We start from the raw sequence: 22,985 nt of genomic DNA, 5'->3' as shown, positions 1-22,985 counted from the left end.
ATCATAATATTTTATATTTATTTAGAATAATTAAAAATAATTTGGAAAACCCAGCATTACCATTTACTTTTGCCAAACAAAACTTAAAATAGTACTAAAATGAGTATAAATATCATGAAAAAAGTTTGTTTTTTGATGGTTCTTTTGACTTCAATAAATGCAATGAGTCAGGAATTAGGAAAAGTAAACGGAAAGATTTCTTTAAGCGGTAACGAACCGGTACCGGGTGTTTCTATAGTTCTGAAAGGAACAAGATATTCGGCTGTTACAAATGACAATGGTCAATATGAAATTAAAAATGTTAAGCCGGGTTCTTACACGATTAGTGTTCGTGCAGTTGGAATTCATGCCGTTGAAAACACAGTCGTAGTAACTGCAAAACAGACGACTACAAAAAACTTTGTGCTTTCTGAAAGCCAGGAAGATCTTGATGAAGTTGTTATTACAAAAAATAAATACAAACAAGACAAACCGTCATTGTCATTACGTCTTCAGACTCCGGTATTAGAAATTCCGCAAAACGTACAAATTGTAAGTGCTCAGACTTTAAAAGATCAGCAGATTACAAGTATGAGCGACGGTGTTATTCGTAACGTGAGTGGTGCTGTACGTTTAGAGCACTGGGGAGATTTATATACCAATATTACCATGCGCGGTTCGCAGATTCAGGCTTTTCGTAACGGATTTAATGTGGTTTCTTCTTTTTGGGGCCCTTTAACGGAAGATATGAGCTTTGTTGACCATATCGAATTTGTAAAAGGCCCTGCAGGATTCATGCTTTCAAGTGGAGACCCAAGCGGACTTTATAATGTGGTTACTAAAAAACCAACGGGAATTACTAAAGGTGAAGTTACTGCAATTGGCGGAAGCTATGATTTTTACAGAGTAAGTCTTGATCTTGACGGAAAATTAGATAAAAAAGGAAAATTACTTTACAGATTTAACGGAGCTGCTCAAAACAAAGGTTCTCACCGCGCTTTTGAACACAATAACCGTTATGCAATTGCTCCGGTTATTTCATACCAAATTGACGATAAAACAAAAATTTCGGCAGAATATAATTTTCAATATGCAAATATGACCGAAGTGGGTTCTTATTATGTATTTGGCCCGGCTTCTGGCGGATATGGAACACTTCCTGTAGGATTTACAATGACACAGCCGGGATTACCTGATACCAATATTCAGGATCACAGCGGTTACCTGACTTTCGAACATAAATTTGATGAAAACTGGAAACTTACGGCTCAGACTTCTTATTTTAAATACATTCAGCAAGGTTACAGCTCTTGGCCAAGTTTAGTTGGTCCAGCTGATATAGATACTGATGGAGACGATGTTCCGGATGTTTCTATTGGAACAGGAGATATCATTAGAAATGTTGGTATCTGGGATGCAGAAAGCAATATGTATTTAGGGCAGATTTTTGTTAACGGAAAATTTAATACAGGTCCTATAACTCATAAAGTATTAGGAGGAGTAGATTTAGGAAGTAAAGATTATATGGCAGATTGGGGACAATCTCATGATCTTGATACTTTAGATAAACCTTTTAATGTATATAATCCAAATTATGGAACACCGGCAAACGGACTGCCAGCTTTTGATCACGAAACACCTCTTAGCCAGAGAGCGGGCGGACTTATGAGTTCAGAATATGCTGCGGGTTATGTTCAGGATGAAGTTGGTTTTTTTGAAAATAAACTGAGATTGACTCTTGCAGCGAGATATACCTGGATCAGCCAGTCAGCTTGGGGAGAAGTTCAGGAAGACAGCCACATTACACCTCGTGCCGGACTTAGTTTTTCTATAGATCCAAACACAGCTGTTTACGGATTGTACGATCAGGCTTTTACACCTCAATCGGGTATTACGCAAAATGGAGATCCAATAAAACCTCTTACTGGTAATAATATTGAGTTTGGTATTAAGAGAGATTGGTTTGACGGATCATGGAACACTTCACTTTCAGCATACAGAATCATAAAAGAAAATGAACTTACTTCAGACCCAACTAACGGACCAAATGATGTATTCAAGGTTATTTTAGGAAAAAAGAGAGCAGAAGGTGTTGAATTTGATGTTAGAGGAAAATTATTTGACGGTCTTAACCTTATTGCCAACTATGCTTTTACAGAATCTATTGTTCTTGATTCTAATGTTTCGGCTATTAAGGAAGGTTCTATTGTTCCGGGTTATGCAAAACATACTGCAAATGCATGGTTAAATTATACCGTTCAAGGCGGTGCACTTAAAGGTTTTGGTGCTTCTATTGGAGGTTCTTTCCTTGCAGGACGTCAAACAGATACGTGGAGTGAAGGTTTAGAAAAACTTCCAAATTATTTTAGACTTGACGGAGGTTTATCTTATGAAACGGGTAAATTTAAAGTTACCGGAAACGTATTTAATATCTTAGACAAATACCTTTACAGCGGTTCTTACTACGAGTGGTTAAATGCTTACTACTGGCAGACAGAACAGCCAATTAATTTTAGAATTGGAGTTACGTACAAATTATTCTAATTTTTTATAGGTTCAAAGGTTGAAAGGGACAAAGGTTCAAAGTTTTTTTGAAAATTTGTCCACGGATTTGACGGATTAAACAGATTTACACAGTTTTATTTTTTCTATATGTTAAAAAAGAATCTCTGTGTAAATCTGTTTAATCTGTTTAATCTGTGGCCCAAAAAACACAAAATATTATCCTTTCTTAATCAAAGGAATAAGTTTTGTTCCGATGAGTTCTATGGCATTCATTAATTGTGAATGCGTTAATCCGGCATTATCCATTTGGAAAGTAAATCTTTCGACACCTCCAAGTGCTTCGCTGTGGCGTAAAATTTTCTCTGCAGCTCTTTCCGGACTTCCAACAATTAAAACACCTAAGTCATCAATTAATCCATCAAATTTACCTTTTGTTACCGGAGGCCAGCCCCTCTCATATCCTAGTTTTGTCCACAATTCGGCATAACCCGGATAATATTCTTCGATTGCTTTTTCGGTTGTGTTGGAAACATATCCCGGCGAATGCAATCCAACTTTTAGTTCATGCGGTTTAAAGCCTGCCGCTTTTCCGGCCTCACGATATAAATCAATTAAAGGTTTAAAACGGTGCGTTTGTCCGCCAATAACAGCAGCCATTAAAGGCAAACCTAAACTTCCGGCTCTGATAAAAGATTCCGGAGTGCCGCCAACTCCAAGCCAAATCGGCATTTTTTCCTGCAAAGCTCTCGGATAAACCGGAAGATTATTCAGTTCAGGGCGGAATTTTCCGTACCAGGTTATAAACTCATTGTCCCTAATTTGCAAAAGCAATTCGAGTTTTTCTTTAAAAAGCGCATCATAATCATTAAGATCATATCCAAAAAGAGGATAAGCTTCAATAGCAGATCCGCGACCGACAACAATTTCGGTTCTACCTTTAGAAATTAAATCTAAAGTGGCAAAACTTTGATAAACCCTAACCGGGTCAGCAGCACTTAAAACCGTTACCGCACTTGCCAGTCTGATATTTTTTGTTCTTGCCGCAGCCGCACTCAAAATTACCGCTGTTGCCGAATCCAGAAATTCTTTTTTATGATGTTCTCCAATCCCGAAAACATCCAGTCCAACCTGATCTGCAAATTCAATTCTCTGCAGCAGTTGTTCCATTGCGTCAACACTGCTCAAAGTGTTGTTGTCGCCGTACATTGCCGAAGCAAAACTATCGATTCCTATTTCCATAAAATGTTTTAAATTCCAATCAATATTAAATTCCAAAGTCTGAATTCTAAAATTCTAATGCGAGAAACCAAATGAAATACTGGTTATAATAATCAGAATAACAATTAGCGTAATAACAACATATAAATAATCTTTCTCAATCATAAAAGAGAAAAGAGAAAGTAAAACCCTAAAAACCGGTGTTAAAAACAATAATATAATTCCGAAGAAAATCAAAAATTCACCGCTTCCCGAAATTACACCATTCACAACCGCTGCGATTACTTCAAATATATTTCGGTCATTTTCTTTAAAAACAGAATAATCTTCAATGTCATTTCCGTGGTGCATTAAATAAACAATTCCGCCAATAAAGGCTACTGAAAGTGAAATCCAGACACCGTAGCGTAATAAGTTTCCAATAATAGTTTGAAAATCTTTTTCTCCAAATTTTTCGTCCGTCATAACTTTAGATTTTTCCATTAAGTCCATTATAAATCATATTAACTGCTAATACAAAAATTAAACAGGCAAAAAATATTCTAAGTTTTTTAGGATTTGTTCTAACCAAAATTTTTGCTCCGGCCATTGCGCCAAACAAAACACCAATAACAACCGGCATACAAATTCCCGGTTCAATATATCCTTTTTGAATGTAAATTACAGAACTCGCCATTGCCGTAACGCCCATCATAAAATTACTGGTTGTGGTAGAAACCTTAAACGGAATTCGCATAATATTATCCATTGCAATAACTTTAAAAGCACCGGAACCAATTCCTAATAAACCAGACATCATTCCGGCAATTCCCATCATGCTGAAACCGCCAATAACATTTTTGGTTCCGTAGCTTATCACTTGTCCGTCGTGCGTTGGGTAAGTTCCCTGAAGTTTTAAGTTTTTAGCCAGCGGACTTGATTCTAAAACAATATGTTCTTCTTTTTTGCGAAGCGAATTTATAGCTGAGAAAATCAATGTAAGTCCGAATAAAACTGCGATAAATGAAGTAGGAGCAATGGTAGAAAGTAAAGCACCGCAAACGGCCCCGATTGTTGTGGCGATTTCCAGAAAAATTCCGAGGCGCATATTGGTTATTCCTTCCTTAACATAAGCCGCCGCAGAACCCGAAGAAGTCGCAATTACCGAAACTAAAGCCGCTCCAATTGCATAATGAATATCAACACCAAGAATAATAGTTAGAAGTGGAATAATAATTATGCCGCCTCCCAAGCCTGATAATGAACCAATAAAGCCTGCTAAAAAAGCACCAAGCAGCATTATCAGGGTAAAAGTAAGTACTGTCATTAAGATAAATTTTGTTTGACGCTAATTTACGAATACATATTTGTTCGTGACCTTAAATATAGCTTAAAAATGATTTTAATGGTGAATGGTGAATTATGAGTTTTCAGTCGTAGTCTCAGTACGTAGAAACTTTGTCAAAGTTAATGTGACTACAAATTATCAATTTACAATTCACCATTCACAATTCAAAAAATCATCATTTATAATGACTTCTCCACTATAACGAACTTTTACATTTGCGGTTTTAAAATTGAAGAATAAAAGTATCATGAAAAATTACCGTTCGTATAAAAGAGTTGATCCCGTTTATTTTAGCGGCGAAATTTTCTTTCCTGTCGGATTATTGTTTGTTGCCGCGCTTATAAGTTATTTTCTATTGTATTTTATCGGACTTGGTTTTGCGGTATTTTTTAATGCTGCCATTTCCTGGTGTGGTTATTTTTACTTTTATTATTACGCAAAATCCAGTGCCAGTATCAGTTTCGAATTTGTGTTTGGCGTGATCATGATAACCGCATTGCTGCTTTTTGTAGATTATGGCGTTTATGCTCTGGTCATGTATCAAAAAACAGGAATTTTTAACGGATTGTATTTTTCAATATGGTTTGCAGTTTTACTTGGTGCTCCGTTGGTTTATTATGCACATTATTTTGGTTCGAATCATTATGCACAAGTTAACCTGGCTAGTACTTACTTTAAAGCTTTTTTCAGCGTTTATCATGACCGCGAACTTTTAATGTATATTGATTCGGCTGCATTTGTCAATTCTTCAAAATATTTAATTTCAGATATAAAACTGGAAAATAATATTTGTTTTTATTCTGAGGAAGAGCTGGCGAAAATGGAAACCCAAACTAAATATTACCATTTGCAACAATCCGCTTTTTCTGGTTTAATTCATATTCCGTTTGATACAGATCGTTTTCAGATTTCATGGTTTTCTATAGTTGAAGATCGATATTATAAGATTGATGTTCCGTTTCCTATCGATAAATTAGAAATCGAAGAAGAAAAATATCCGCTAGATGAACCCAAAAACATTCGAGGTAAAAAGTCTAAGCGAATATATCTTCATATTTACCAAAACGGAGGCTTTAAATTATACAGCGACGATACGGTTTTACTGGACTTCGAAGCCAATAATCCAACCGAAATAAGTGAAGAACTGAAGCAAGAAAAAATTATCACACATCGTCGTTCTCATAATTATTATGATAACGAAGAGCATTTTTCTAAATTAATTGAAAGTATAAAAAACTCCAATAATATTCAGGAACGTTTTGAATTAAAAGATAAGCTGGTAGTTTGGAATTTAGAATTTGAAGGTTTAGACAAACGCAATTATCTGGAAATAAACGACAACTATTTCAAATATTATAAAATAGAAAAAGAAGATATTGCACAGCCGGCTTTAAGACATTTACCTAAAAAAATCATTTTTGTACACAGGGGTTCCTACTTGCGAACCTGGATGAGAGTACATATCGATGTTCAGAAATTGAATCAGAAAATTGAAGAAGTTTTGTCAGCCGGCTCAGAAAATCAGGTTTTGTTTTTCCTTGATTTTAAAGATGCTGCGGCAAAAGATTTAGTTTTTACAGTTTTGGCAAATGATAAAAAAGTAATTTTTACCGATTGGGAAATTGAAATAGATGAATACAGAAAAAAAGAAATTGACGAAGAACAGCAGGAGAAAAAAGATGACGATACCAAAAGAGCCCTTTTAAAAGAAGGCTGGGATTTTGTTTTTGCCAAAAATTACGAAGAAGCACAAAAGAAATGTGATACTTTATTGGCCATAGACCCGCAGTATGCTTCGGCTTATTTTCTCGAAACAAGAATACTTTGGTATACAAAAGGTTTTGAAGCCAGTTTTAATAAAAGACAATATTATTTTGCAAAAACACAGCACGAACCTCCGGTAAACGCTCTTATCTACAATAATTACGGCTGCATTTTAGATAGAGAACTGCGATACGAAGAATCTCTTCCATACTTTGAAAAAGCAATTGAGATAAATCCGAAAGAGCCCATTTTTGTATGCAATCTTGGCGAAATGTATTATAAATTAAAAGAACCAGAAAAGGCATTAAAAGAAGCCAGAAGAGCCAAAATGATGGGGTATGAATCGGCTATGTTAACCGAAATTATAACTAATAAAGGTAAAATTGATTTGATAAATCAGTAATAAATACCGAAATCAAAATCACTATAAATAGTGATGCCGGATAAAAATACAGAAGATAAATTTGCGCCAATAATTAATCAATCAAATTAAATATGGGATTAGCAGAAAAACGTTTAGCAGAATCGATTAAAGTAGAAAAACTTCCGGCTTTTGAAGCAAAACTAAAAGAAAGAGCGGGTTATGATATTAAAGTAGATATTGACTGGAATACTTTTACAGCGTATGACGAATATCCTTTATCAAGACTGGATATTGTTTTTGACGACGTAGAATCTTTCGTTAAAAAAATCTGTTCTGATGATATGGGAAAAGAAGCGCTTAAGGATAAACTAAGTACCATTCGTTTAACAAATTCTGAAAATAATGATGACGTTAAAATGGAATTAAAAGACGACACCTTGTTTTTAACCGTGCAATTGGTGCAGTCTTCTTTTAATTCTCAAACGGATTCTCAAATAGCTAATTATGTAGAAACACTTTTGTAGGTATTGGTGTTTTTAAATATTTTGTGGGGCAAAACGGGGTAGAGTAATCTATCCCGTTTTCGTTTTTATATTTTATTATCAGCCGCAAAAGCAGTTTTACCAATTGTAGAAAGCAATAAGGCGCTCTTGTTATTATTTTTTGCCTGTTTTTAATGAAAACTTAAGTAGTCGTTTTTTTGATATCCGGCTATCATTCCATTAGGAATGTTTCATAGGTAGAAAAAAAGTAGAGACCATCGATATTTACATTCCGTAGGAATGTTTGATATTTCAGATTATTAAAAAATGATATAGCGATGTCAAAATCAAACGTTCCTACGGAACGTAAACAATGATAGCAATATAATTTTCTACCTATGAAATGTTCATAAGGAACAAAGAAAAATATAAAATAAAAAGAGCTTGTCTCAACCTTTTAGACAATCTCTTTTGTTTTTTTATATTTTATTATCAGCCGCAAAAGCAGTTTTACCAATTGTAGAAAGCAATAAAGCCGCGGCAGCACTTGTTAAAACAGAATAATCAAATGGCGCTTTTACTGAAACAGAAATTGCCATTGCAAATGCAAAAACAAGCATTAAACCAGCAGTTCCTAACGCAGCGATTCTGGTTTTAAATCCGAAAAATAACAATATAGAAAATAGAATCTCAAAAAATGTTGCAATTGCTCCTAATACTTCTGCAGTCGATTTACTTGCTAAAGAATTAAGTGTCTGTGTATAAAGAACAAAATTTTCCCAGTTTCCCCATGCAACACCGTTAGAACCGGGTGCTCCCCAAAGTCCAAATCGGTCAGCAACTGCTGATAACATTGTAATTCCTAAAACTATTCTTAAAACTAAACCTGCTTCTAATGTTGTTATGTTTTTCATTCTGTGTATTATTTGTTTCTCAAATTGGGAGATTAAACGAATGCTTTTCCAACTAAAAAAAGTTGTCAAATCATTTTTATAACGATATTCTAAGCTTCAAATTGTTTAAAAATGAGGATTAACATTTGATCTTGATTTTTTTCAAGGCTTTTTTATGAAGAATCATCATTTCTAATGATTTTTACTATTGAATGAAAATCTACATTTGTCACAGGATTTTTTGTTTTTATTTTTAGAAGTTCTGAAAATTAACTTGCAACGTAATCATCAGCAGCTTCTTTTTAAAATAGACTTCTATTTTAAGTATTAGTAAAGTAAAAAAAGGGATAGAATTAATTTTCTATCCCTTTTTGTTTTAAAATGTCTAAATTCTTATTTCAATGTAGTTTTAATTACAACTGCAGCCTGTTGAATCGCAGTTTGTATAGCAGGAACATTTGCAATTGGATTTAAAAGTCCGTAATCGTGAATCAATCCGTTGTATCTTGTTAAAGTTACAGGAACTCCTGCTTCGTTTAATTTTCTTGCATACGCTTCACCTTCATCTCTTAAAACATCATTTTCAGCAGTTTGAACTAGTGCAGGAGGTAAGTTTTTCAATTCTTCTAAACTTGCTTGCAATGGAGAAGCATATTTTTCATTTCTTTTTGAAGCGTCTGGCAAGTAATTATCCCAAAACCATTTCATCATATTTTTAGTCAAGAAACGTCCGTTAGCATATAAATTATAAGATTCAGTTTCAAAATTAGCATCGGTTACCGGCCATAATAAAACCTGTAATTTAATATGAGGACCTTTTTTATCTTTTGCCATTAAAGTAATCGCAGCAGACATATTTCCTCCAACACTATTCCCCACAACAGCCAGGTTTTTACCGTTTACCCCAATTTCTTTTCCGTTTTCGGCTACCCATTGTGTTGCTGCGTAAATTTCATTAATCGCCACAGGATATTGAGCTTCAGGAGAAGGTGTATAATCAGGGAAAACAGCAACTGCACCACTTTCTACAACCAAATCCCTAACCAGCCTTCTGTGAGTTGGATAATCCCCTAAAACCCATCCACCGCCATGAATAAAGATAAATACCGGAGCATTTGCTTTTGCGCCTTTAGGTTTTGTAATATGGATTTTTACTTTTAAACCGTTTTGAGAAATTACTCTTTCAGATTCTTCGATACCAGAATAATCCACTTCAACTGATTTTTGTGCACCAACTAAAACATTACGTGCGTCTGCGACAGATAATTGTTCCAAAGGTTTTCCGTCACCTGAATTTAATGCGTTTAAAAATCCTCTGACTTCTGTAAAAATTTCCGGGTCATTTTGACCTTTAAATTGTCTTTCTTGTGCTGAAGCAATTGTATTTACGATTAACAATGCTGCAATAAATAAACCCTGTTGTAATACTTTAATAGTTTTCATATCTTTTATGATTTTATCATTTATAATTTGATAGGACAAAGATATGGCGGTAATAAGGCTGTAAAAATAGACAAAAGTCTATTCTAATTGTACATTTTTCCCTTGAAGGTATTTTTTCTTGAAATTGGATGGAGTGTCGCCAACTTTATTGGTAAAAAGTCGGTTAAAATAAGCCGGATCTTCATATCCGAGCTGGTAAGCAATCTCTTTTACACTTAAGGAAGAATAGCCCAAAAGCCTTTTGGCTTCCAGAATGATGCGGTCTTTAATAATATCGTTAGGCTGAGTAAGTTCTAAACGATTGAATTTATTAGAAAGCGTTTTTGGAGCAACCCCCAAGATATCAGCATAATCGGCAACGGTATGTTTGGTTCTGAAATGAATTTCGACCAATCGGCTGAAATCTCTAAAGAAATCCATTTCCTTAGAAGGTTCATCGTTTAAAACGCCCAATTGCTGTATTTTCCAGATTCGGGTTGCTTTAATAATAAGCTGTTTCAAATACGTTCGAATCATTTCTTCCAGAGAAGAATCGGGAGCATCAAATTCTTCCTGAATCTGATTGTAAATTCCTTCTACAAATAAAACTTCCTTATCAGGCAGTGCTGTCATTGGCATTTCAAAAATATTATTGAATAACAATCCGTCGCAGGCAACCTCGGCATCATGAATTTGTACACAATAAAAGTCGCGGTTATAATACATAAAATAACCTTGCTTTTTTCCTTCCTTATTAATCTGTAAATATTGATTGCTGTTTATAAAAAACAGCGAAGGGCTGGAAGTTTGGTATTGTTTAAAGTCAATTGTTATTTCATAACCTTCCGGCAAATACAACACCTTAATATAGGCTTTGTAATCATCACCATTAATTTCCTCAACAGTTTCCTGATTAAGAATTAAAAATCCCAGTTTTTTATAATTAGATTCAAATATTTGGTGGTTCATTACAGCCTGTTTTGGTTTAAAATTACTAATTTTCTTTGGCAGAGCCGAATTTTAATTTGCACTTATTTGAAGATGATCGAGCTTTTTCCCAACCAATTTTTTTTCGCCCACAACTTTAAATCCAAGTTTTAAATAAAGATTTTTCGCCAGCGGATTATCTTCATCAACCAATAATCCTAAAGTCTGTTTATTTTTATGCACATATTCTTCAATCAGAAACTGAAGTATTTTAGAACCAATTCCTTTTCCTCGATGATGAGGATTTACGCCCAATGTATCGATATAGAATTCTCCGGCTTGGCTTTCGAATTCGGGATCAAATTCAGAATTAAAATTTGTTCTTACATATTCCACAATTGGATTGCGTAATACTTCTAAATCAGCACCATTATAAATATTTACTGCGCCAATGATTTCATTATCGGCTTCAGCCACAAAACAATTTTGATAGGAATATTGGTTATTTTCTTTTTCAACGAAATACTGTAGAAAATCTTTCGCAGCAGCGTAATCTTTTTTAGCAATAAACTTGTAAATGAGATCTTCCATTGCCAGTAATAAAATAGGAGCGATGTGTTTTGAATCGGATATATTGGCTTTTCTGATAATCATTTTGAAGAGATTTTTAAGGCAAATTTACTTTTTAAAAATGTTTTTCACACAGATTTAAAAGAGATTTAAGCAGATAAACGCAGATCTTTTTTAATCTGCCTAAATCTGCAAAATCTGCGTGAAATAAAAAATCATTGCCGAATTTGTACCAATATAAAATAAAAATATACCAGTTTTAAGATTCAAACCACTCGTATCTTTGTTAGTATATTTTAATTAAAATTTAAAAAACGATGAAAGCAATAGGATTCAAATCATCATTACCCATAGAAGAAAAAGACAGTTTTATAGAATTTGAAACTGCAAAACCAATCCCCGGAGCACACGATTTATTAGTGAAAATTGATGCAATTTCAGTTAACCCGGTTGATTTTAAAATTCGTCAGAGCGGTGCAAAAGATACAGTTTTAGAAACGGCGAAAATTATTGGCTGGGATGCTGTGGGAATTGTACAAGCAGTTGGTGAGAAAGTAACTTTATTTGAAGTTGGAGATCCGGTTTATTACGCCGGAGATTTAACAAAACAAGGAAGCAACGCCGAATTTCAAATTATTGACGAAAGAATTGTAGGCAATAAACCAACATCATTAACCAATGCAGAAGCTGCCGTGATTCCGTTAACCGGTTTAACAGCCTGGGAAATTCTTTTTGACCGAATTAGAATCAATCCTGAAAAAGACAAAGGAAAATCTATTTTGATTATAGGAGGTGCCGGCGGTGTTGGCTCTATTGCTATTCAGTTATCAAAAAAAATCGCAGGATTAACCGTTATTGCGACAGCTTCACGTCCTGAAACTATTGCTTGGTGTAAGAAGCAGGGAGCCGATTTTGTGGTTGATCATAAAGATTTAGTTACTTCGGTTAGAGAAGCTGGTTTTCAGCACGTAGATTTTATCTTAGATTTTGTTGATACCAATGCGTATTGGGATATTATGGCCGAATTAATTAAACCTCAAGGACATATCGCCTCAATTACCGGAAGTGCAGAACCTGTTGTTTTAAATAAACTGAAAGGGAAAAGTGTTTCTTTTTCATGGGAAATGATGTACACACGCTCGATGTTTCAAACCGAAGACATGATTGAACAGCATCATATTTTAAACAAAATTGCCGATTTGTTAGACGAAGGCGTTTTAAAAACAACTTTAAAAGAAACCTATAAAGGACTTTCTGTTGAGAATCTTAAAAAAGCGCATCAGCTTTTAGAATCCGGAAAAACGATTGGTAAAATTGCGATCAAATATTAAAAGCATTTTTAGAATTAAAGGAATCCCATTTTTAAAGAAATGGGATTTTTTGTTTCTAATCGAGATAAAAATTCGCAGAAACAATAAAAGTTTGGACAAAACAGTATTATAATGTTATTTTTGGGCTCCAAATACCAAAACTTACTACATGCGATTTCTATTTTTCTTCTCTGTTTTTATCCTCTCTTTTTCGGCAAAATCACAAGCAGTTTCAGGAACTGTAAATGATGCAGATGGAAAGCCATTATCTGATGTTTTGATTCGGGATTTGATTTCGAAAACGCATGCTCACACCGATATAAATGGGAAATTTACTTTAGAAAAAACTAAAAACGATGACAGTCTTCAAATTTCAAAACAAGGATTTATTACACAGAAAATAAAACTTTCGACAACTGATTTACTTTCTATTCAATTAGAAGAAAAACCTTTTTTTCTGGAAGAAGTAACGATTACGAATAACTTGAAATATCTTAATACAATTTCAAAAATAGATTTAGAAATTCAGCCGGTATCCAATTCACAGGATTTATTGCGAAAAGTTCCGGGACTTTTTATTGGACAGCATGCGGGCGGGGGAAAAGCAGAGCAGATTTTCCTGCGTGGTTTTGACTGCGATCACGGAACAGATATTAATGTTACGGTTGACGGAATGCCGGTTAATATGGTTTCGCATGCACACGGACAAGGCTATGCTGATCTTCATTTTGTGATTCCGGAAACGGTTGACAATATCGATTTTGATAAAGGATCTTATTTTGTTGATAAAGGCGATTTTACAACGGCAGGATATGTTGGTTTTAATACCAAAAATGCTTTGCAAAACAGTTCGCTGTCTTTTGAAGGCGGACAGTTTGATACTTTCCGTACCGTGGCTTTGTTTAATTTACTGAATAAAGAAAATCAATCGGCGTATTTTGCGGGAGAATACATGATGACGGATGGCTACTTTGATGCGCCCCAAAATTTTAACCGAATTAATTTGTTTGGAAAATATGCTGCGAAAATGAATAACGGAGACAAACTGGCTATTGCTGTTTCACATTTTAAAAGCCAATGGGATGCCAGCGGACAAATTCCGGATCGTGCCGTAAATAACGGAACAATTTCGCATTATGGAGCCATTGATCCAAATGAAGGCGGAAATACCGGAAGAACCAATTTTAATTTGCAATATGATGCCAAAATCGACGAAAACACGCATATTAAAAACACGGCATATTGGAGTAAATATGATTTTGAATTGTATTCAAATTTTACTTTTTTCTTAAATGATCCAGTAAATGGTGATCAAATCAAACAAAAAGAAAGCAGAACAATTGTGGGTTTTCAGTCAGAATACAATGAGAAGTTAAATGAAAAATGGTTTTTTAAATTGGGTGCAGGATTACGAAACGACAACAATAAAGATGTGGAATTATCACATACGTTAAACCGGAAAACGGTTTTGGACTATTTGAGTTTAGGAAACGTAAACCAGACAAATCTTTTTACTTACACCAGTTTTGATTTTACATCTGGAAAATGGCTTATTAATTCCGGAGTCCGTGTAGATTATTTTAAGTTTGGATATGAAGATCAATTGGCTTCAATATACACTAATCAAACGCAGACAAAAGCGATTGTAAGCCCGAAGCTGAATTTTCTTTATACTCAAAACGATAAACTTCAGTATTTTTTAAAATTAGGAAAAGGATTTCACAGCAACGATACTCGTGTAGTTGTGGCGCAGAAAGGAGAAAAGATTCTACCTGAAACATACGGCGCCGATTTAGGAATTAACTGGAAACCGTTTCCGAGAATGATCGTTAACTCGGCCATTTGGTATTTGTATTTAGCACAGGAATTTGTGTATGTAGGCGACGAAGCCGTTGTTGAACCAAGCGGAAAAACAGAACGTAAAGGCTTTGATTTTGGTTTTAGATATCAATTAACCAACTGGTTATTTTGGAATACAGATTATACATATACACATGCACGTTCCATCGATGAACCAAAAGGAAATGATTATTTGCCACTTGCGCCGGTTCATACTTTAATGAATGGCTTTTCGGTAAAGGATTTAAAAGGCTTTTCGGGAAGTTTAAGAACGAGGTTTTTGGGTGACCGTCCGGCAAATGAAGATAATTCGGTTGTAGCAAAAGGATATTGCATCACAGATTTCTCTGTAAATTATCAAATTAAAAAAGTGTCGTTAGGCATAAACATCGACAATATTTTTAATACAAAATGGAAGGAAACGCAATTCTTAACAGAATCTCGTTTGGCCAACGAAACTGATCCTGTTGAAGAAATTCATTTTACGGCAGGAACACCATTTAATGCCAGATTGATATTAAAATACAGCTGGTAATTAATAGTATACATTTAAAAATGAGCCCAATTTACTAAAATTGGGCTTTTTTTGATCAATAAAAATTCTGTAAGTCTTTCCTTAAATTGTATAAAATATTCCATATTTAATTTTTGATATTTGGGGCTATAACCCAAATTAATTTAATAAATATCTACGATGAAAAATTTAAAGTACATTTTTATTCTTTCGAGTGCATTATTTGCCTTTAGCTGCAACAACGATGAGAATCCTGAAAATGGCGGTGGAACCGTAACTGATCCTGTAGAAACTAATCCTGCAAATACACAATATAAACCTGCTTTTTCTGGCCAGACCAGAATTAATGGTATGACTACTGATACAGAGTTTAAAACAGAAATTATTACATCGGCACTTACAAGTCCGTGGGGAGTGAAAATGCTTCCAGACGGCCGGCTTTTGGTTACTCAAAAAACAACGGGAACATTACGAATCGTTACAACTGCCGGAGTTGTCAGCGCACCAATTACAGGTTTACCAGCCGTAAATCCTGCCAATCAGGGAGGTTTATTAGGTTTGTGTCTTGATCCTGATTTTGCGACAAATAAAATGATTTATTGGGTGTTTTCTGAAGCCGTGACTGGCGGAAATATTTCGTCTGTTGCAAAAGGAAAACTGTCAAACGACGAAAAAACTATCGAAAACGCAACCGTAATTTATCGTTCAAGCCCTGCAAATCCAAGTGATTTACATTATGGAGGAAGAATTCTTTTTGATCAAACGGGAAATCTTGTTGTTAGTACTGGAGAACGTTCGGTATTACAAACCAGACCTTTGGCACAATCCTTAACTGCAAGTCTTGGAAAAGTGGTGAGAATTACAAAAGACGGACAGGCAGCTCCCGGGAATCCAACTTTTGCCGGAGCAAATGCTTTACCTGAAATATTTACATACGGACATAGAAATCCGCAAGGGCTTGCCGTGCATCCGGTTACGAAAGAAATTTGGTTAAGCGAACATGGACCAAGAGGAGGGGATGAAATTAACCGTTTGAAAGCGGGTGCAAATTATGGATGGCCGACAATTACATACGGAATTGAATACAGCGGGCAGGTTGTTGGCGACGCAATTCAGCAAAAAGAAGGAATGGAGCAGCCGGTTTATTACTGGGATCCTGTGATTTCTCCCAGCGGTATGACTTTCTACACAGGAAACCGTGTTCCGGAATGGGAAAATAATCTTTTTATAGGTTCATTGAGTGCTACACATATCGCAAGACTTGTAATAAGAGATAATAAAGTTGTTGGTGAAGAAAGACTTCTTGCAAGCGAAGGCCAGCGTTTTAGGGATATTACGCAAGGTGCGGATGGTGCTTTGTATGCTGTAACAGATCAGGGAAGACTTTATAAGATAGATAAGAAATAATTATCAATTGTGAATTATGAATTATAAAAAACGGTGCTTGTGTGCCGTTTTTTTTTTGATTGTTATTTTATAAAACATTTTGATGAATGTTATAAAATGAAATCAGGAATTGTGCTTTAATTTTAAAACTAATTAAAAGAAATAGTTATGAGATCGATATGGACAGGTTCAGTGAGTTTTGGATTGATTAATATTCCAATAAAAATGTTTTCGGCGGTGCAGGAAAGCAGTCTTGATATGGATATGCTGGATAAAAAAGACCACGCCAATATTAAATTCAAACGTGTTAATGAAGATACGGGTAAAGAAGTCGATTTTTCTAATATCGTAAAAGGCTATAAAATCGAAGACAAATATGTTATTTTAGAGGATTCAGATTTTGAAGCGGCAGATGCTATCAAAACCAAAACTATTGCTATTGAAAGTTTTGTTCTCGAAAAAGAAATTCAAAGTATTTATTACGAACAGCCTTATTATCTGGAACCAGACAAAGGCGCCATGAATGCTTACGGATTGCTTCGCGATGCGCTTGAGGCTTCAGGAAAAGTAGGTGTAACACGTTTTGTTTTGCGAAACAAAGAAAGTCTTGCCATTTTAAAACCGTATAAAAATGTTATTGTTTTAAACCGAATTCGCTTTGAACAGGAAATTAGAGCTACTGGCGAGTTAAAACTGCCGCCGGTTTCTAAAAAAGCAACCAAAGAAATGGATATGGCCGAAAAGTTAATCGATCAGCTTACGGAGAAATTTGATATTAGTGGTTTTAAAGATGAATATACAGCCAAACTTTTGGATATTATTAAAAAGAAAGCCAAAGGAAAAGTGGCCAAAACACCAAAACTTAAAGTGGTGCACAGCAAACAAAGCGACGATTTAATGTCGATGCTGAAAGCGAGTTTAGAAACAAAGAAAAAGTCATCTTAAACTTCTTCTTGTTTCTCTTCTAATTTCTTAATTATCTTTTTGATATTGGCACCTTTAGATAAAACGGGCTGCCATAAATCTCCTTTTTTCTCAAATCGCTGCAATACATTTTTAATGGTAAACTGCGACGGATGTAATTTATTATTTACCTCGCTCCATTCTAAAGGTGTAGAAACGGTAGCGCCTGGCTTTGGACGTACAGAATAAGGCGCGGCTAAAGTCTGTCCGCGGCGGTTTTGAAGAAAATCAATATACAATTTGTTATCTCTTTTCTTGATGCTTCTTTCAATCGAAGTAAGATCAGGAAGTCTTCTCTGCACTTCTTTGGCAATTAATTCTCCCAGAATTTTAATCGAATCATAATCGTACTGCGCACCAAGCGGAATGTAAATATGTAATCCGGAAGCTCCCGAAGTTTTGCATAAACATTCAGTTTCTAATTCATCCATAACTTGTTTGACAACCAATGCCGTTTCGACAACAGTTTTAAAATCATTTTCTGTTGCAGGATCTAAATCAATTACAAGCCAGTCTGGATTTTGTATGTGTTTGATAGTCGAGTTCCACGGATTTATTTCAATACAGCCTAAATTTGCCATATAAAGCAGTGTTTCCTTATCATTACAAATTAAATAATTAACATCGGCGTCATTCGATTCTGAAAAGATTTTTTTAGTCTTCAGCCAGGATGGTGTTTTATCGACATCAATATCTTTTTGATAAAAACTCGGCGAATCAATTCCGTTAGGAAAGCGGTTCATAGATTCCGGACGATCTTTTAAATACGGCAGCATAAGCGGTGCGACTTCATTGTAATAATCAACTATATCGCCTTTTGTAATTCCGTCGTCAGGAAAATACACTTTGTTTTGATTCGTTAAATGCAGTGTGGTTTTTCCAACTTTTAAGTCGTAATCATTTTCGGTTTTGTGTTCTTTTAAATCTTCCATTTTATTTTGATTGAGATTGGTTTTGTTATTATCATTGAAAACAACTTCACTGGCTTTTTTATCTATTCTTAATCCCAGATAAACCGGATGTCTTAGGTTTTTATCCTGCGTCCATTCTGAGTATTTTACCTGACATACTACTTGGGGTTTAATCCATTGAATTTTATCACGTAAAGGAATTTTTTCGCTAAGCGGAGATTTATCCAGAAAAAGCGGTTTAAGCTTCGTATAAAGTTCTTTTAAAACCGATTCTGTAAAACCGGTTCCACATTTTCCAATATATTTGAGTTCTTTTCCATTATATTGACCAAGAAGAATGGCTCCAAAATATTTCCGGGAGTTTTTAGGTTCGGTTATTCCAATGATTATAGCTTCTTCTTCATTAGAAATTTTAATTTTAAGCCAGTTATTACTTCTGCTGGCTGTAGAATAAGTGCTATCTGCCTTTTTGGCAATAATGCCTTCACTGTTGTTTTTTCGGGCATTCTCAAATTGTTTAATTCCGTCCCCAATAGTATGTTCAGAATAAAAAACATTTGTAAAGTCGTATTTATTAAATAAGATTTTCAGCAGTTCTTTTCTGTCAAGCAGAGAAAGTTCTGTTACTGAATTTCCATCTAAATTCAACAGATCAAAAACATAATACTTTAGGTTTCCAATTCCTGTTTTAAGATAATTTTGAAGCAGTTGAAAATCGGCTCTTCCGGCATCATTTTCAACCACAATTTCCCCATCCAGAATTACCGTATGATCTATTTTTTTTAATTCGTCAGCAACAGGTTTAAAACTAATGTTGAAAGAAATCTGGTTTCTGCTGAATAAATCTAATTGATCTCGATTTATTACTGCCACAGTTCGATAACCATCGTATTTGTTTTCAAAAACCCATTCTTCATCATCAAAAGGTTTTTCTGTTGTATTGGCGAGCATTGGTTTTACAAAAGAAACTTCTGCAGGTTTTGCTTTAGGCTTTTTTTTTACGGTTTTTTTCTCAGAATCTTTCTCTTCCTTTTTTGCAGTTTGTTTTTCAGAATTTTTCTCCAGTTCTTCTAGACTTCTTTTTGAAATAACCGATTTGTTTTTCTCTAAAATATCAGTATCTGTGGCATATTTATCGTGTTTCTTGATTAACAGCCAGGCGTTTTCCTGTTTTCCGTGAAGTTTTACCAATGAAAATTCGCCTTTCAGTTTTTTCCCATTTAAAATAAAACTCAAACGTCCTTTTTTAAGATCTGCTAATAATTGTTTTTCGTTTGATGTAGTTTTTCCGTCAGAAGTATATGTCCCGTTATCCCAAACAATAACATTTCCGGCACCATAATTTCCTTCTGGAATTGTTCCTTCAAAATCTTTATAACTATAGGGATGATCTTCGACCATCATAGCGAGACGTTTCACTTCCGGATCAAGTGAAGGTCCTTTTGGAACGGCCCAGCTTTTGAGAACTCCATTCATTTCTAATCTAAAATCATAATGCAAATGCGATGCAGCATGTTTTTGAACTACAAAGATCAATTCACTTGCTGATTTTTCGATTTTACCCTTTGGTTCCCGGGTTTGCTTAAAATCTCTTTTTTCGTTGTATTTAGACAGTGACATAAGCGTTTGTAAGTATTAAAAGCGTTAACGTAACAGAGTAGAGCGCCGCAGCGACAATAGCAAAAATTATATGGGCAAAGAACAGCTGAATATAATAACCCTTAAAATCAATTGGGGGGTGATGGTGGGTCATCTTAAAAATAATTATCCAGCTGATTATGCCAATTACACCGCTTATAACTCCTAATATAAGAGCGCTTAACGGTGAAATTGGCAGTATGTCCTTTACCCAAATAATATGATATCCAACAACAAATAAAAATCCGATTATATAATGCAATAACCAGCCCCATGTTTTTTTTGATTGTGGTGAGAGGTTTATCTTCATTTTATCAATAGCGTAAGTTAAAAGCACTGGCTCTTTATACAATTCTCTAAAGCTATTTGACATAGCATAACTAAACCATGTCATGGCTGATGTTGCCATAATAGAAACTACAAGCAATTGTATAAGGGTGTAAAAAATCATGAATGCTGTTTTTAATAACTAACTCTTAATTCAAAATTACTTTTAGAAATACCTTTTTGAGTTATACGATTAGATTTCGTAATTATATAATTATAGGATTAAGATATTGATATTAGGTTTTTTATAATATGAATGTTATAAGCCTGAACTTGAATTGTATAATAATTAACATGAAAAGCCTTCTAACTTTGTTTACCTATTTCTGCTAAAAAAATCTCTATAGAAATAGACAATTTATTAAGTCACCAATAAATTTTTAAATCAAAAAACAAATGAAAAATTCAAAAAAAGCAAACCCGGATAATTCTGATGGTAAACAAAGAGATTTAGATTTGAATAAATCAAATGGAGAAAATCAGTTTTTGACAACTAATCAGGGAGTTAAGATTAATGATAATAATAATTCCTTAAAATCGGGAGAAAGAGGACCCTCTCTTTTAGAAGATTTTATTCTGAGAGAAAAAATAACTCATTTTGATCACGAACGAATTCCGGAACGAATTGTTCATGCAAGAGGTTCTGCTGCTCATGGATATTTTGAACTTTATAAAACAATGGAAAAATATACCAAAGCCGGATTTTTAAACAATATGAGTGTCAAAACTCCTGTTTTTGTAAGGTTTTCAACTGTTGCCGGTTCCAGAGGCTCAACAGATTTAGCACGTGATGTTCGCGGATTTGCCGTAAAATTTTATACTCAGGAGGGCAATTTTGATTTGGTTGGAAATAATGTTCCTGTATTTTTTATTCAGGACGCTATGAAATTTCCTGACTTAATTCATGCCGTAAAACCAGAACCGCATAATGAAATTCCGCAGGCCGCATCAGCGCACGACACCTTTTGGGATTTTATTTCCTTAATGCCAGAATCTATGCATATGATTATGTGGGTAATGAGCGACAGGGCAATTCCGAGAAGTTTAAGAATGATGGAAGGTTTTGGAGTTCACACCTTTAGATTTGTTAATGCACAAAACGAATCTCATTTTGTAAAATTTCACTGGAAACCAAAATTAGGAACTCACGCTGTTGCCTGGGACGAAGCACAAAAAATATCAGGTAAAAATTCAGATTTTCATAAACAGGATTTATGGGAAGCGATCGATACCGGAAACTTTCCTGAATGGGAATTAGGCGTTCAGATTATTCCGGAAAGTGATGAACATAAATTTGATTTTGACCTTTTAGATCCAACAAAATTAGTTCCGGAAGAATTGGTTCCTGTAACCATTATTGGAAGAATGGTACTGGATAAAAACCCAGACAATTTTTTTGCAGAAACAGAACAGGTTGCGTTTCATCCGGGTCATATAGTTCCTGGAATTGATTTTACAAATGATCCGTTATTGCAAGGCCGTTTATTTTCATATACTGATACACAATTATCAAGGTTAGGAAGTCCTAATTTTCATGAAATACCAATCAACAGAACAATTGCACCCATGCACAACAATCAGCGAGATGGGCACATGCGTCAGGAAATCGCGGTTGGAAAAGTAAGTTATCATCCTAATTCTCTGGGTGGAGGATGTCCTTTTCAGGCAAAAATTGATGAGGGAGGTTTTGCCAGTTTTAATGAGCGAATAGATGCTCATAAAATAAGAGAACGAAGCGAAAGTTTTTCAGATCATTTTAGTCAGGCGGTGCTCTTTTATAACAGCCAGACTCCCGTAGAACAAGATCATATTGCAAGCGCATTGTCTTTTGAACTTGGTAAGGTTGAAACTATTGCGATTAGAGAAAGAATGCTGGGTCTGTTAAATCAAATTGATGTTAATCTGGCAGCAACAGTTGCCAAATCTTTAGGAATTCCGGTTCCAAAGAATATAGAAAAACCAATCAATCATGGGGTTGGTGCGGATGATAAAGGGAATCACGAACCAACAAAAGTCAAACAAAGCATTAAAAATTCAGATGCTTTAAGTATGCTGAAAAATCCAACTATCTCGAATACCATTGCAACACGCCAGATTGCTTTTTTATGTGCTGAAGGTGTAAATGCATCGTCAGTAAAAGAAATGAAAACGGCACTTCAAAATGCAGGTGCAAAAGCAGTAATTATTGCACCGCATTTAGGCACAATTGTATCCGAAGAAGGAACAGAAATTCCGGTAGATCAAACTTATAAAATTGCAGCTTCGGTACTATTTGACGGGGTTTTTATTCCGGGAGGAAAAGGAATTAAAGAGCTTTCAAAAATCAAAGAAGTAAAAGAGTTTATAAATGATTCCTATAATCACTGTAAGTTTATTGCGGCTGAAGCCGAAGGAAGCCAGATTGTAAAAGATAAAAGCGATATAAAAGAAAAAGATGCAGGAGTTTTAACAAGCGAAAATATTGCTGATAAAACGTTGAGTACTTCTTTTATAAAAGCTTTAGGAAGACATCGTTTTTGGGAAAGAGAAAAGATGCTTTAATAAATTGATTTATATAAAGTATTGCTAAACCATTCATTAATTTGAATGGTTTTTTTGTGTAATTACAGTAAACAGGTTTCAAGTTATAGAATAAAAAAACTCAAT

At 34.7% G+C, this 22,985-nt stretch carries 17 protein-coding genes; 8 read left to right on the top strand and 9 right to left on the bottom strand.

Annotation, left to right across the window (positions count from 1 at the left end; genetic code table 11):
- Window positions 1-99 precede the first annotated feature (99 nt).
- The gene (locus ASD98_RS14570) at window positions 100-2,523 is read left to right on the top strand and encodes a TonB-dependent receptor (protein ID WP_056205813.1); all 2,424 of its coding nucleotides are present in this window, start codon (window positions 100-102) and stop codon (window positions 2,521-2,523) included.
- A gap of 177 nt (window positions 2,524-2,700) precedes the next feature.
- Here ASD98_RS14570 and ASD98_RS14565 read toward each other — a convergent pair whose 3' ends face one another.
- The 3 genes from ASD98_RS14565 to ASD98_RS14555 are packed head-to-tail and all read right to left on the bottom strand — an operon-like array spanning window position 2,701 to window position 5,008.
- A complete protein-coding gene (locus ASD98_RS14565; protein ID WP_056205812.1) occupies window positions 2,701-3,723 on the bottom strand; it encodes an LLM class flavin-dependent oxidoreductase in 1,023 nt (340 codons plus the stop codon).
- 54 nt (window positions 3,724-3,777) lie between these two features.
- Window positions 3,778-4,185, bottom strand: coding sequence for a DUF1634 domain-containing protein (locus ASD98_RS14560; protein ID WP_082577868.1), 408 nt, complete (start codon window positions 4,183-4,185; stop codon window positions 3,778-3,780).
- Window positions 4,172-5,008, bottom strand: coding sequence for a sulfite exporter TauE/SafE family protein (locus tag ASD98_RS14555; protein WP_056205811.1), 837 nt, complete (start codon window positions 5,006-5,008; stop codon window positions 4,172-4,174). Before ASD98_RS14555 ends, ASD98_RS14560 begins: the two co-directional genes overlap by 14 nt.
- A gap of 268 nt (window positions 5,009-5,276) precedes the next feature.
- On the opposite strand from ASD98_RS14555, the gene ASD98_RS14550 reads away from it, so the two are divergent.
- The gene (locus ASD98_RS14550) at window positions 5,277-7,196 is read left to right on the top strand and encodes a tetratricopeptide repeat protein (protein ID WP_056205810.1); all 1,920 of its coding nucleotides are present in this window, start codon (window positions 5,277-5,279) and stop codon (window positions 7,194-7,196) included.
- Between the two features lie 92 nt (window positions 7,197-7,288).
- Entirely contained in the window at window positions 7,289-7,681 is a 393-nt protein-coding gene (locus ASD98_RS14545; RefSeq protein ID WP_056205809.1) for a hypothetical protein, read from the top strand.
- Between the two features lie 437 nt (window positions 7,682-8,118).
- On the opposite strand, the gene ASD98_RS14540 is transcribed toward ASD98_RS14545, so the two are convergent.
- From ASD98_RS14540 to ASD98_RS14525, 4 genes are all read right to left on the bottom strand, one after another.
- On the bottom strand, window positions 8,119-8,553 hold the full coding sequence (locus tag ASD98_RS14540; RefSeq protein WP_056205808.1) for a DoxX family protein: 435 nt from the start codon (window positions 8,551-8,553) through the stop codon (window positions 8,119-8,121).
- A 372-nt stretch (window positions 8,554-8,925) separates the two neighbouring features.
- On the bottom strand, window positions 8,926-9,975 hold the full coding sequence (locus tag ASD98_RS14535; protein ID WP_128414846.1) for an alpha/beta hydrolase: 1,050 nt from the start codon (window positions 9,973-9,975) through the stop codon (window positions 8,926-8,928).
- Window positions 9,976-10,053: 78 nt separating this feature from the next.
- Window positions 10,054-10,923, bottom strand: a complete 870-nt coding sequence (locus ASD98_RS14530; RefSeq protein WP_056205807.1) for an AraC family transcriptional regulator — start codon at window positions 10,921-10,923, stop codon at window positions 10,054-10,056.
- Window positions 10,924-10,974: 51 nt separating this feature from the next.
- Window positions 10,975-11,535 (bottom strand): GNAT family N-acetyltransferase, encoded by a 561-nt coding sequence (locus tag ASD98_RS14525; protein ID WP_056205806.1) that lies wholly within the window; start codon window positions 11,533-11,535, stop codon window positions 10,975-10,977.
- A 233-nt stretch (window positions 11,536-11,768) separates the two neighbouring features.
- Between ASD98_RS14525 and ASD98_RS14520 the strand changes: the two genes are divergently transcribed.
- The 4 genes from ASD98_RS14520 to ASD98_RS14505 all read left to right on the top strand — a co-directional run bounded on the left by ASD98_RS14520 (window position 11,769) and on the right by ASD98_RS14505 (window position 17,445).
- Window positions 11,769-12,782, top strand: coding sequence for a zinc-binding alcohol dehydrogenase family protein (locus ASD98_RS14520; RefSeq protein ID WP_056205805.1), 1,014 nt, complete (start codon window positions 11,769-11,771; stop codon window positions 12,780-12,782).
- Window positions 12,783-12,930: 148 nt separating this feature from the next.
- Complete coding sequence (locus ASD98_RS14515; RefSeq protein ID WP_056205804.1) at window positions 12,931-15,135, top strand: TonB-dependent receptor; 2,205 nt, start codon at window positions 12,931-12,933, stop codon at window positions 15,133-15,135.
- Window positions 15,136-15,294: 159 nt separating this feature from the next.
- Window positions 15,295-16,521: a PQQ-dependent sugar dehydrogenase gene (locus tag ASD98_RS14510; RefSeq protein WP_056205803.1), complete on the top strand. Its 1,227-nt coding sequence runs from the start codon at window positions 15,295-15,297 to the stop codon at window positions 16,519-16,521.
- A 147-nt stretch (window positions 16,522-16,668) separates the two neighbouring features.
- On the top strand, window positions 16,669-17,445 hold the full coding sequence (locus tag ASD98_RS14505; RefSeq protein WP_056205802.1) for a Ku protein: 777 nt from the start codon (window positions 16,669-16,671) through the stop codon (window positions 17,443-17,445).
- On the opposite strand, the gene ligD is transcribed toward ASD98_RS14505, so the two are convergent.
- Window positions 17,442-19,994 (bottom strand): DNA ligase D, encoded by a 2,553-nt coding sequence (ligD, locus tag ASD98_RS14500; RefSeq protein WP_056205801.1) that lies wholly within the window; start codon window positions 19,992-19,994, stop codon window positions 17,442-17,444. The two genes, ASD98_RS14505 and ligD, sit on opposite strands and share 4 nt — an antisense overlap.
- Window positions 19,981-20,463, bottom strand: a complete 483-nt coding sequence (locus ASD98_RS14495) for a hypothetical protein (RefSeq protein ID WP_056205800.1) — start codon at window positions 20,461-20,463, stop codon at window positions 19,981-19,983. Before ASD98_RS14495 ends, ligD begins: the two co-directional genes overlap by 14 nt.
- 272 nt (window positions 20,464-20,735) lie before the next feature.
- Here ASD98_RS14495 and ASD98_RS14490 point away from each other — a divergent pair, with 272 nt between their 5' ends.
- A complete protein-coding gene (locus tag ASD98_RS14490) occupies window positions 20,736-22,880 on the top strand; it encodes a catalase (RefSeq protein ID WP_056205799.1) in 2,145 nt (714 codons plus the stop codon).
- Window positions 22,881-22,985 lie beyond the last annotated feature (105 nt).

Source organism: Flavobacterium sp. Root186 (assembly GCF_001428525.1).
In the GTDB taxonomy this organism is placed as follows: domain Bacteria; phylum Bacteroidota; class Bacteroidia; order Flavobacteriales; family Flavobacteriaceae; genus Flavobacterium.
This window is presented reverse-complemented; position numbering and strand designations above follow the sequence as displayed.

What these genes read in the sequence shown, in the direction of transcription:
- ligD (WP_056205801.1), bottom strand. Translation starts at nt 19,994, where the DNA reads ATGTCACTGTCTAAATACAACGAAAAAAGAGATTTTAAGCAAACCCGG.
- ASD98_RS14560 (WP_082577868.1), bottom strand. Translation starts at nt 4,185, where the DNA reads ATGGAAAAATCTAAAGTTATGACGGACGAAAAATTTGGAGAAAAAGAT.
- ASD98_RS14540 (WP_056205808.1), bottom strand. Translation starts at nt 8,553, where the DNA reads ATGAAAAACATAACAACATTAGAAGCAGGTTTAGTTTTAAGAATAGTT.
- ASD98_RS14555 (WP_056205811.1), bottom strand. Translation starts at nt 5,008, where the DNA reads ATGACAGTACTTACTTTTACCCTGATAATGCTGCTTGGTGCTTTTTTA.
- ASD98_RS14565 (WP_056205812.1), bottom strand. Translation starts at nt 3,723, where the DNA reads ATGGAAATAGGAATCGATAGTTTTGCTTCGGCAATGTACGGCGACAAC.
- ASD98_RS14505 (WP_056205802.1), top strand. Translation starts at nt 16,669, where the DNA reads ATGAGATCGATATGGACAGGTTCAGTGAGTTTTGGATTGATTAATATT.
- ASD98_RS14570 (WP_056205813.1), top strand. Translation starts at nt 100, where the DNA reads ATGAGTATAAATATCATGAAAAAAGTTTGTTTTTTGATGGTTCTTTTG.
- ASD98_RS14495 (WP_056205800.1), bottom strand. Translation starts at nt 20,463, where the DNA reads ATGATTTTTTACACCCTTATACAATTGCTTGTAGTTTCTATTATGGCA.
- ASD98_RS14520 (WP_056205805.1), top strand. Translation starts at nt 11,769, where the DNA reads ATGAAAGCAATAGGATTCAAATCATCATTACCCATAGAAGAAAAAGAC.
- ASD98_RS14510 (WP_056205803.1), top strand. Translation starts at nt 15,295, where the DNA reads ATGAAAAATTTAAAGTACATTTTTATTCTTTCGAGTGCATTATTTGCC.
- ASD98_RS14545 (WP_056205809.1), top strand. Translation starts at nt 7,289, where the DNA reads ATGGGATTAGCAGAAAAACGTTTAGCAGAATCGATTAAAGTAGAAAAA.
- ASD98_RS14535 (WP_128414846.1), bottom strand. Translation starts at nt 9,975, where the DNA reads ATGAAAACTATTAAAGTATTACAACAGGGTTTATTTATTGCAGCATTG.
- ASD98_RS14525 (WP_056205806.1), bottom strand. Translation starts at nt 11,535, where the DNA reads ATGATTATCAGAAAAGCCAATATATCCGATTCAAAACACATCGCTCCT.
- ASD98_RS14490 (WP_056205799.1), top strand. Translation starts at nt 20,736, where the DNA reads ATGAAAAATTCAAAAAAAGCAAACCCGGATAATTCTGATGGTAAACAA.
- ASD98_RS14550 (WP_056205810.1), top strand. Translation starts at nt 5,277, where the DNA reads ATGAAAAATTACCGTTCGTATAAAAGAGTTGATCCCGTTTATTTTAGC.
- ASD98_RS14530 (WP_056205807.1), bottom strand. Translation starts at nt 10,923, where the DNA reads ATGAACCACCAAATATTTGAATCTAATTATAAAAAACTGGGATTTTTA.
- ASD98_RS14515 (WP_056205804.1), top strand. Translation starts at nt 12,931, where the DNA reads ATGCGATTTCTATTTTTCTTCTCTGTTTTTATCCTCTCTTTTTCGGCA.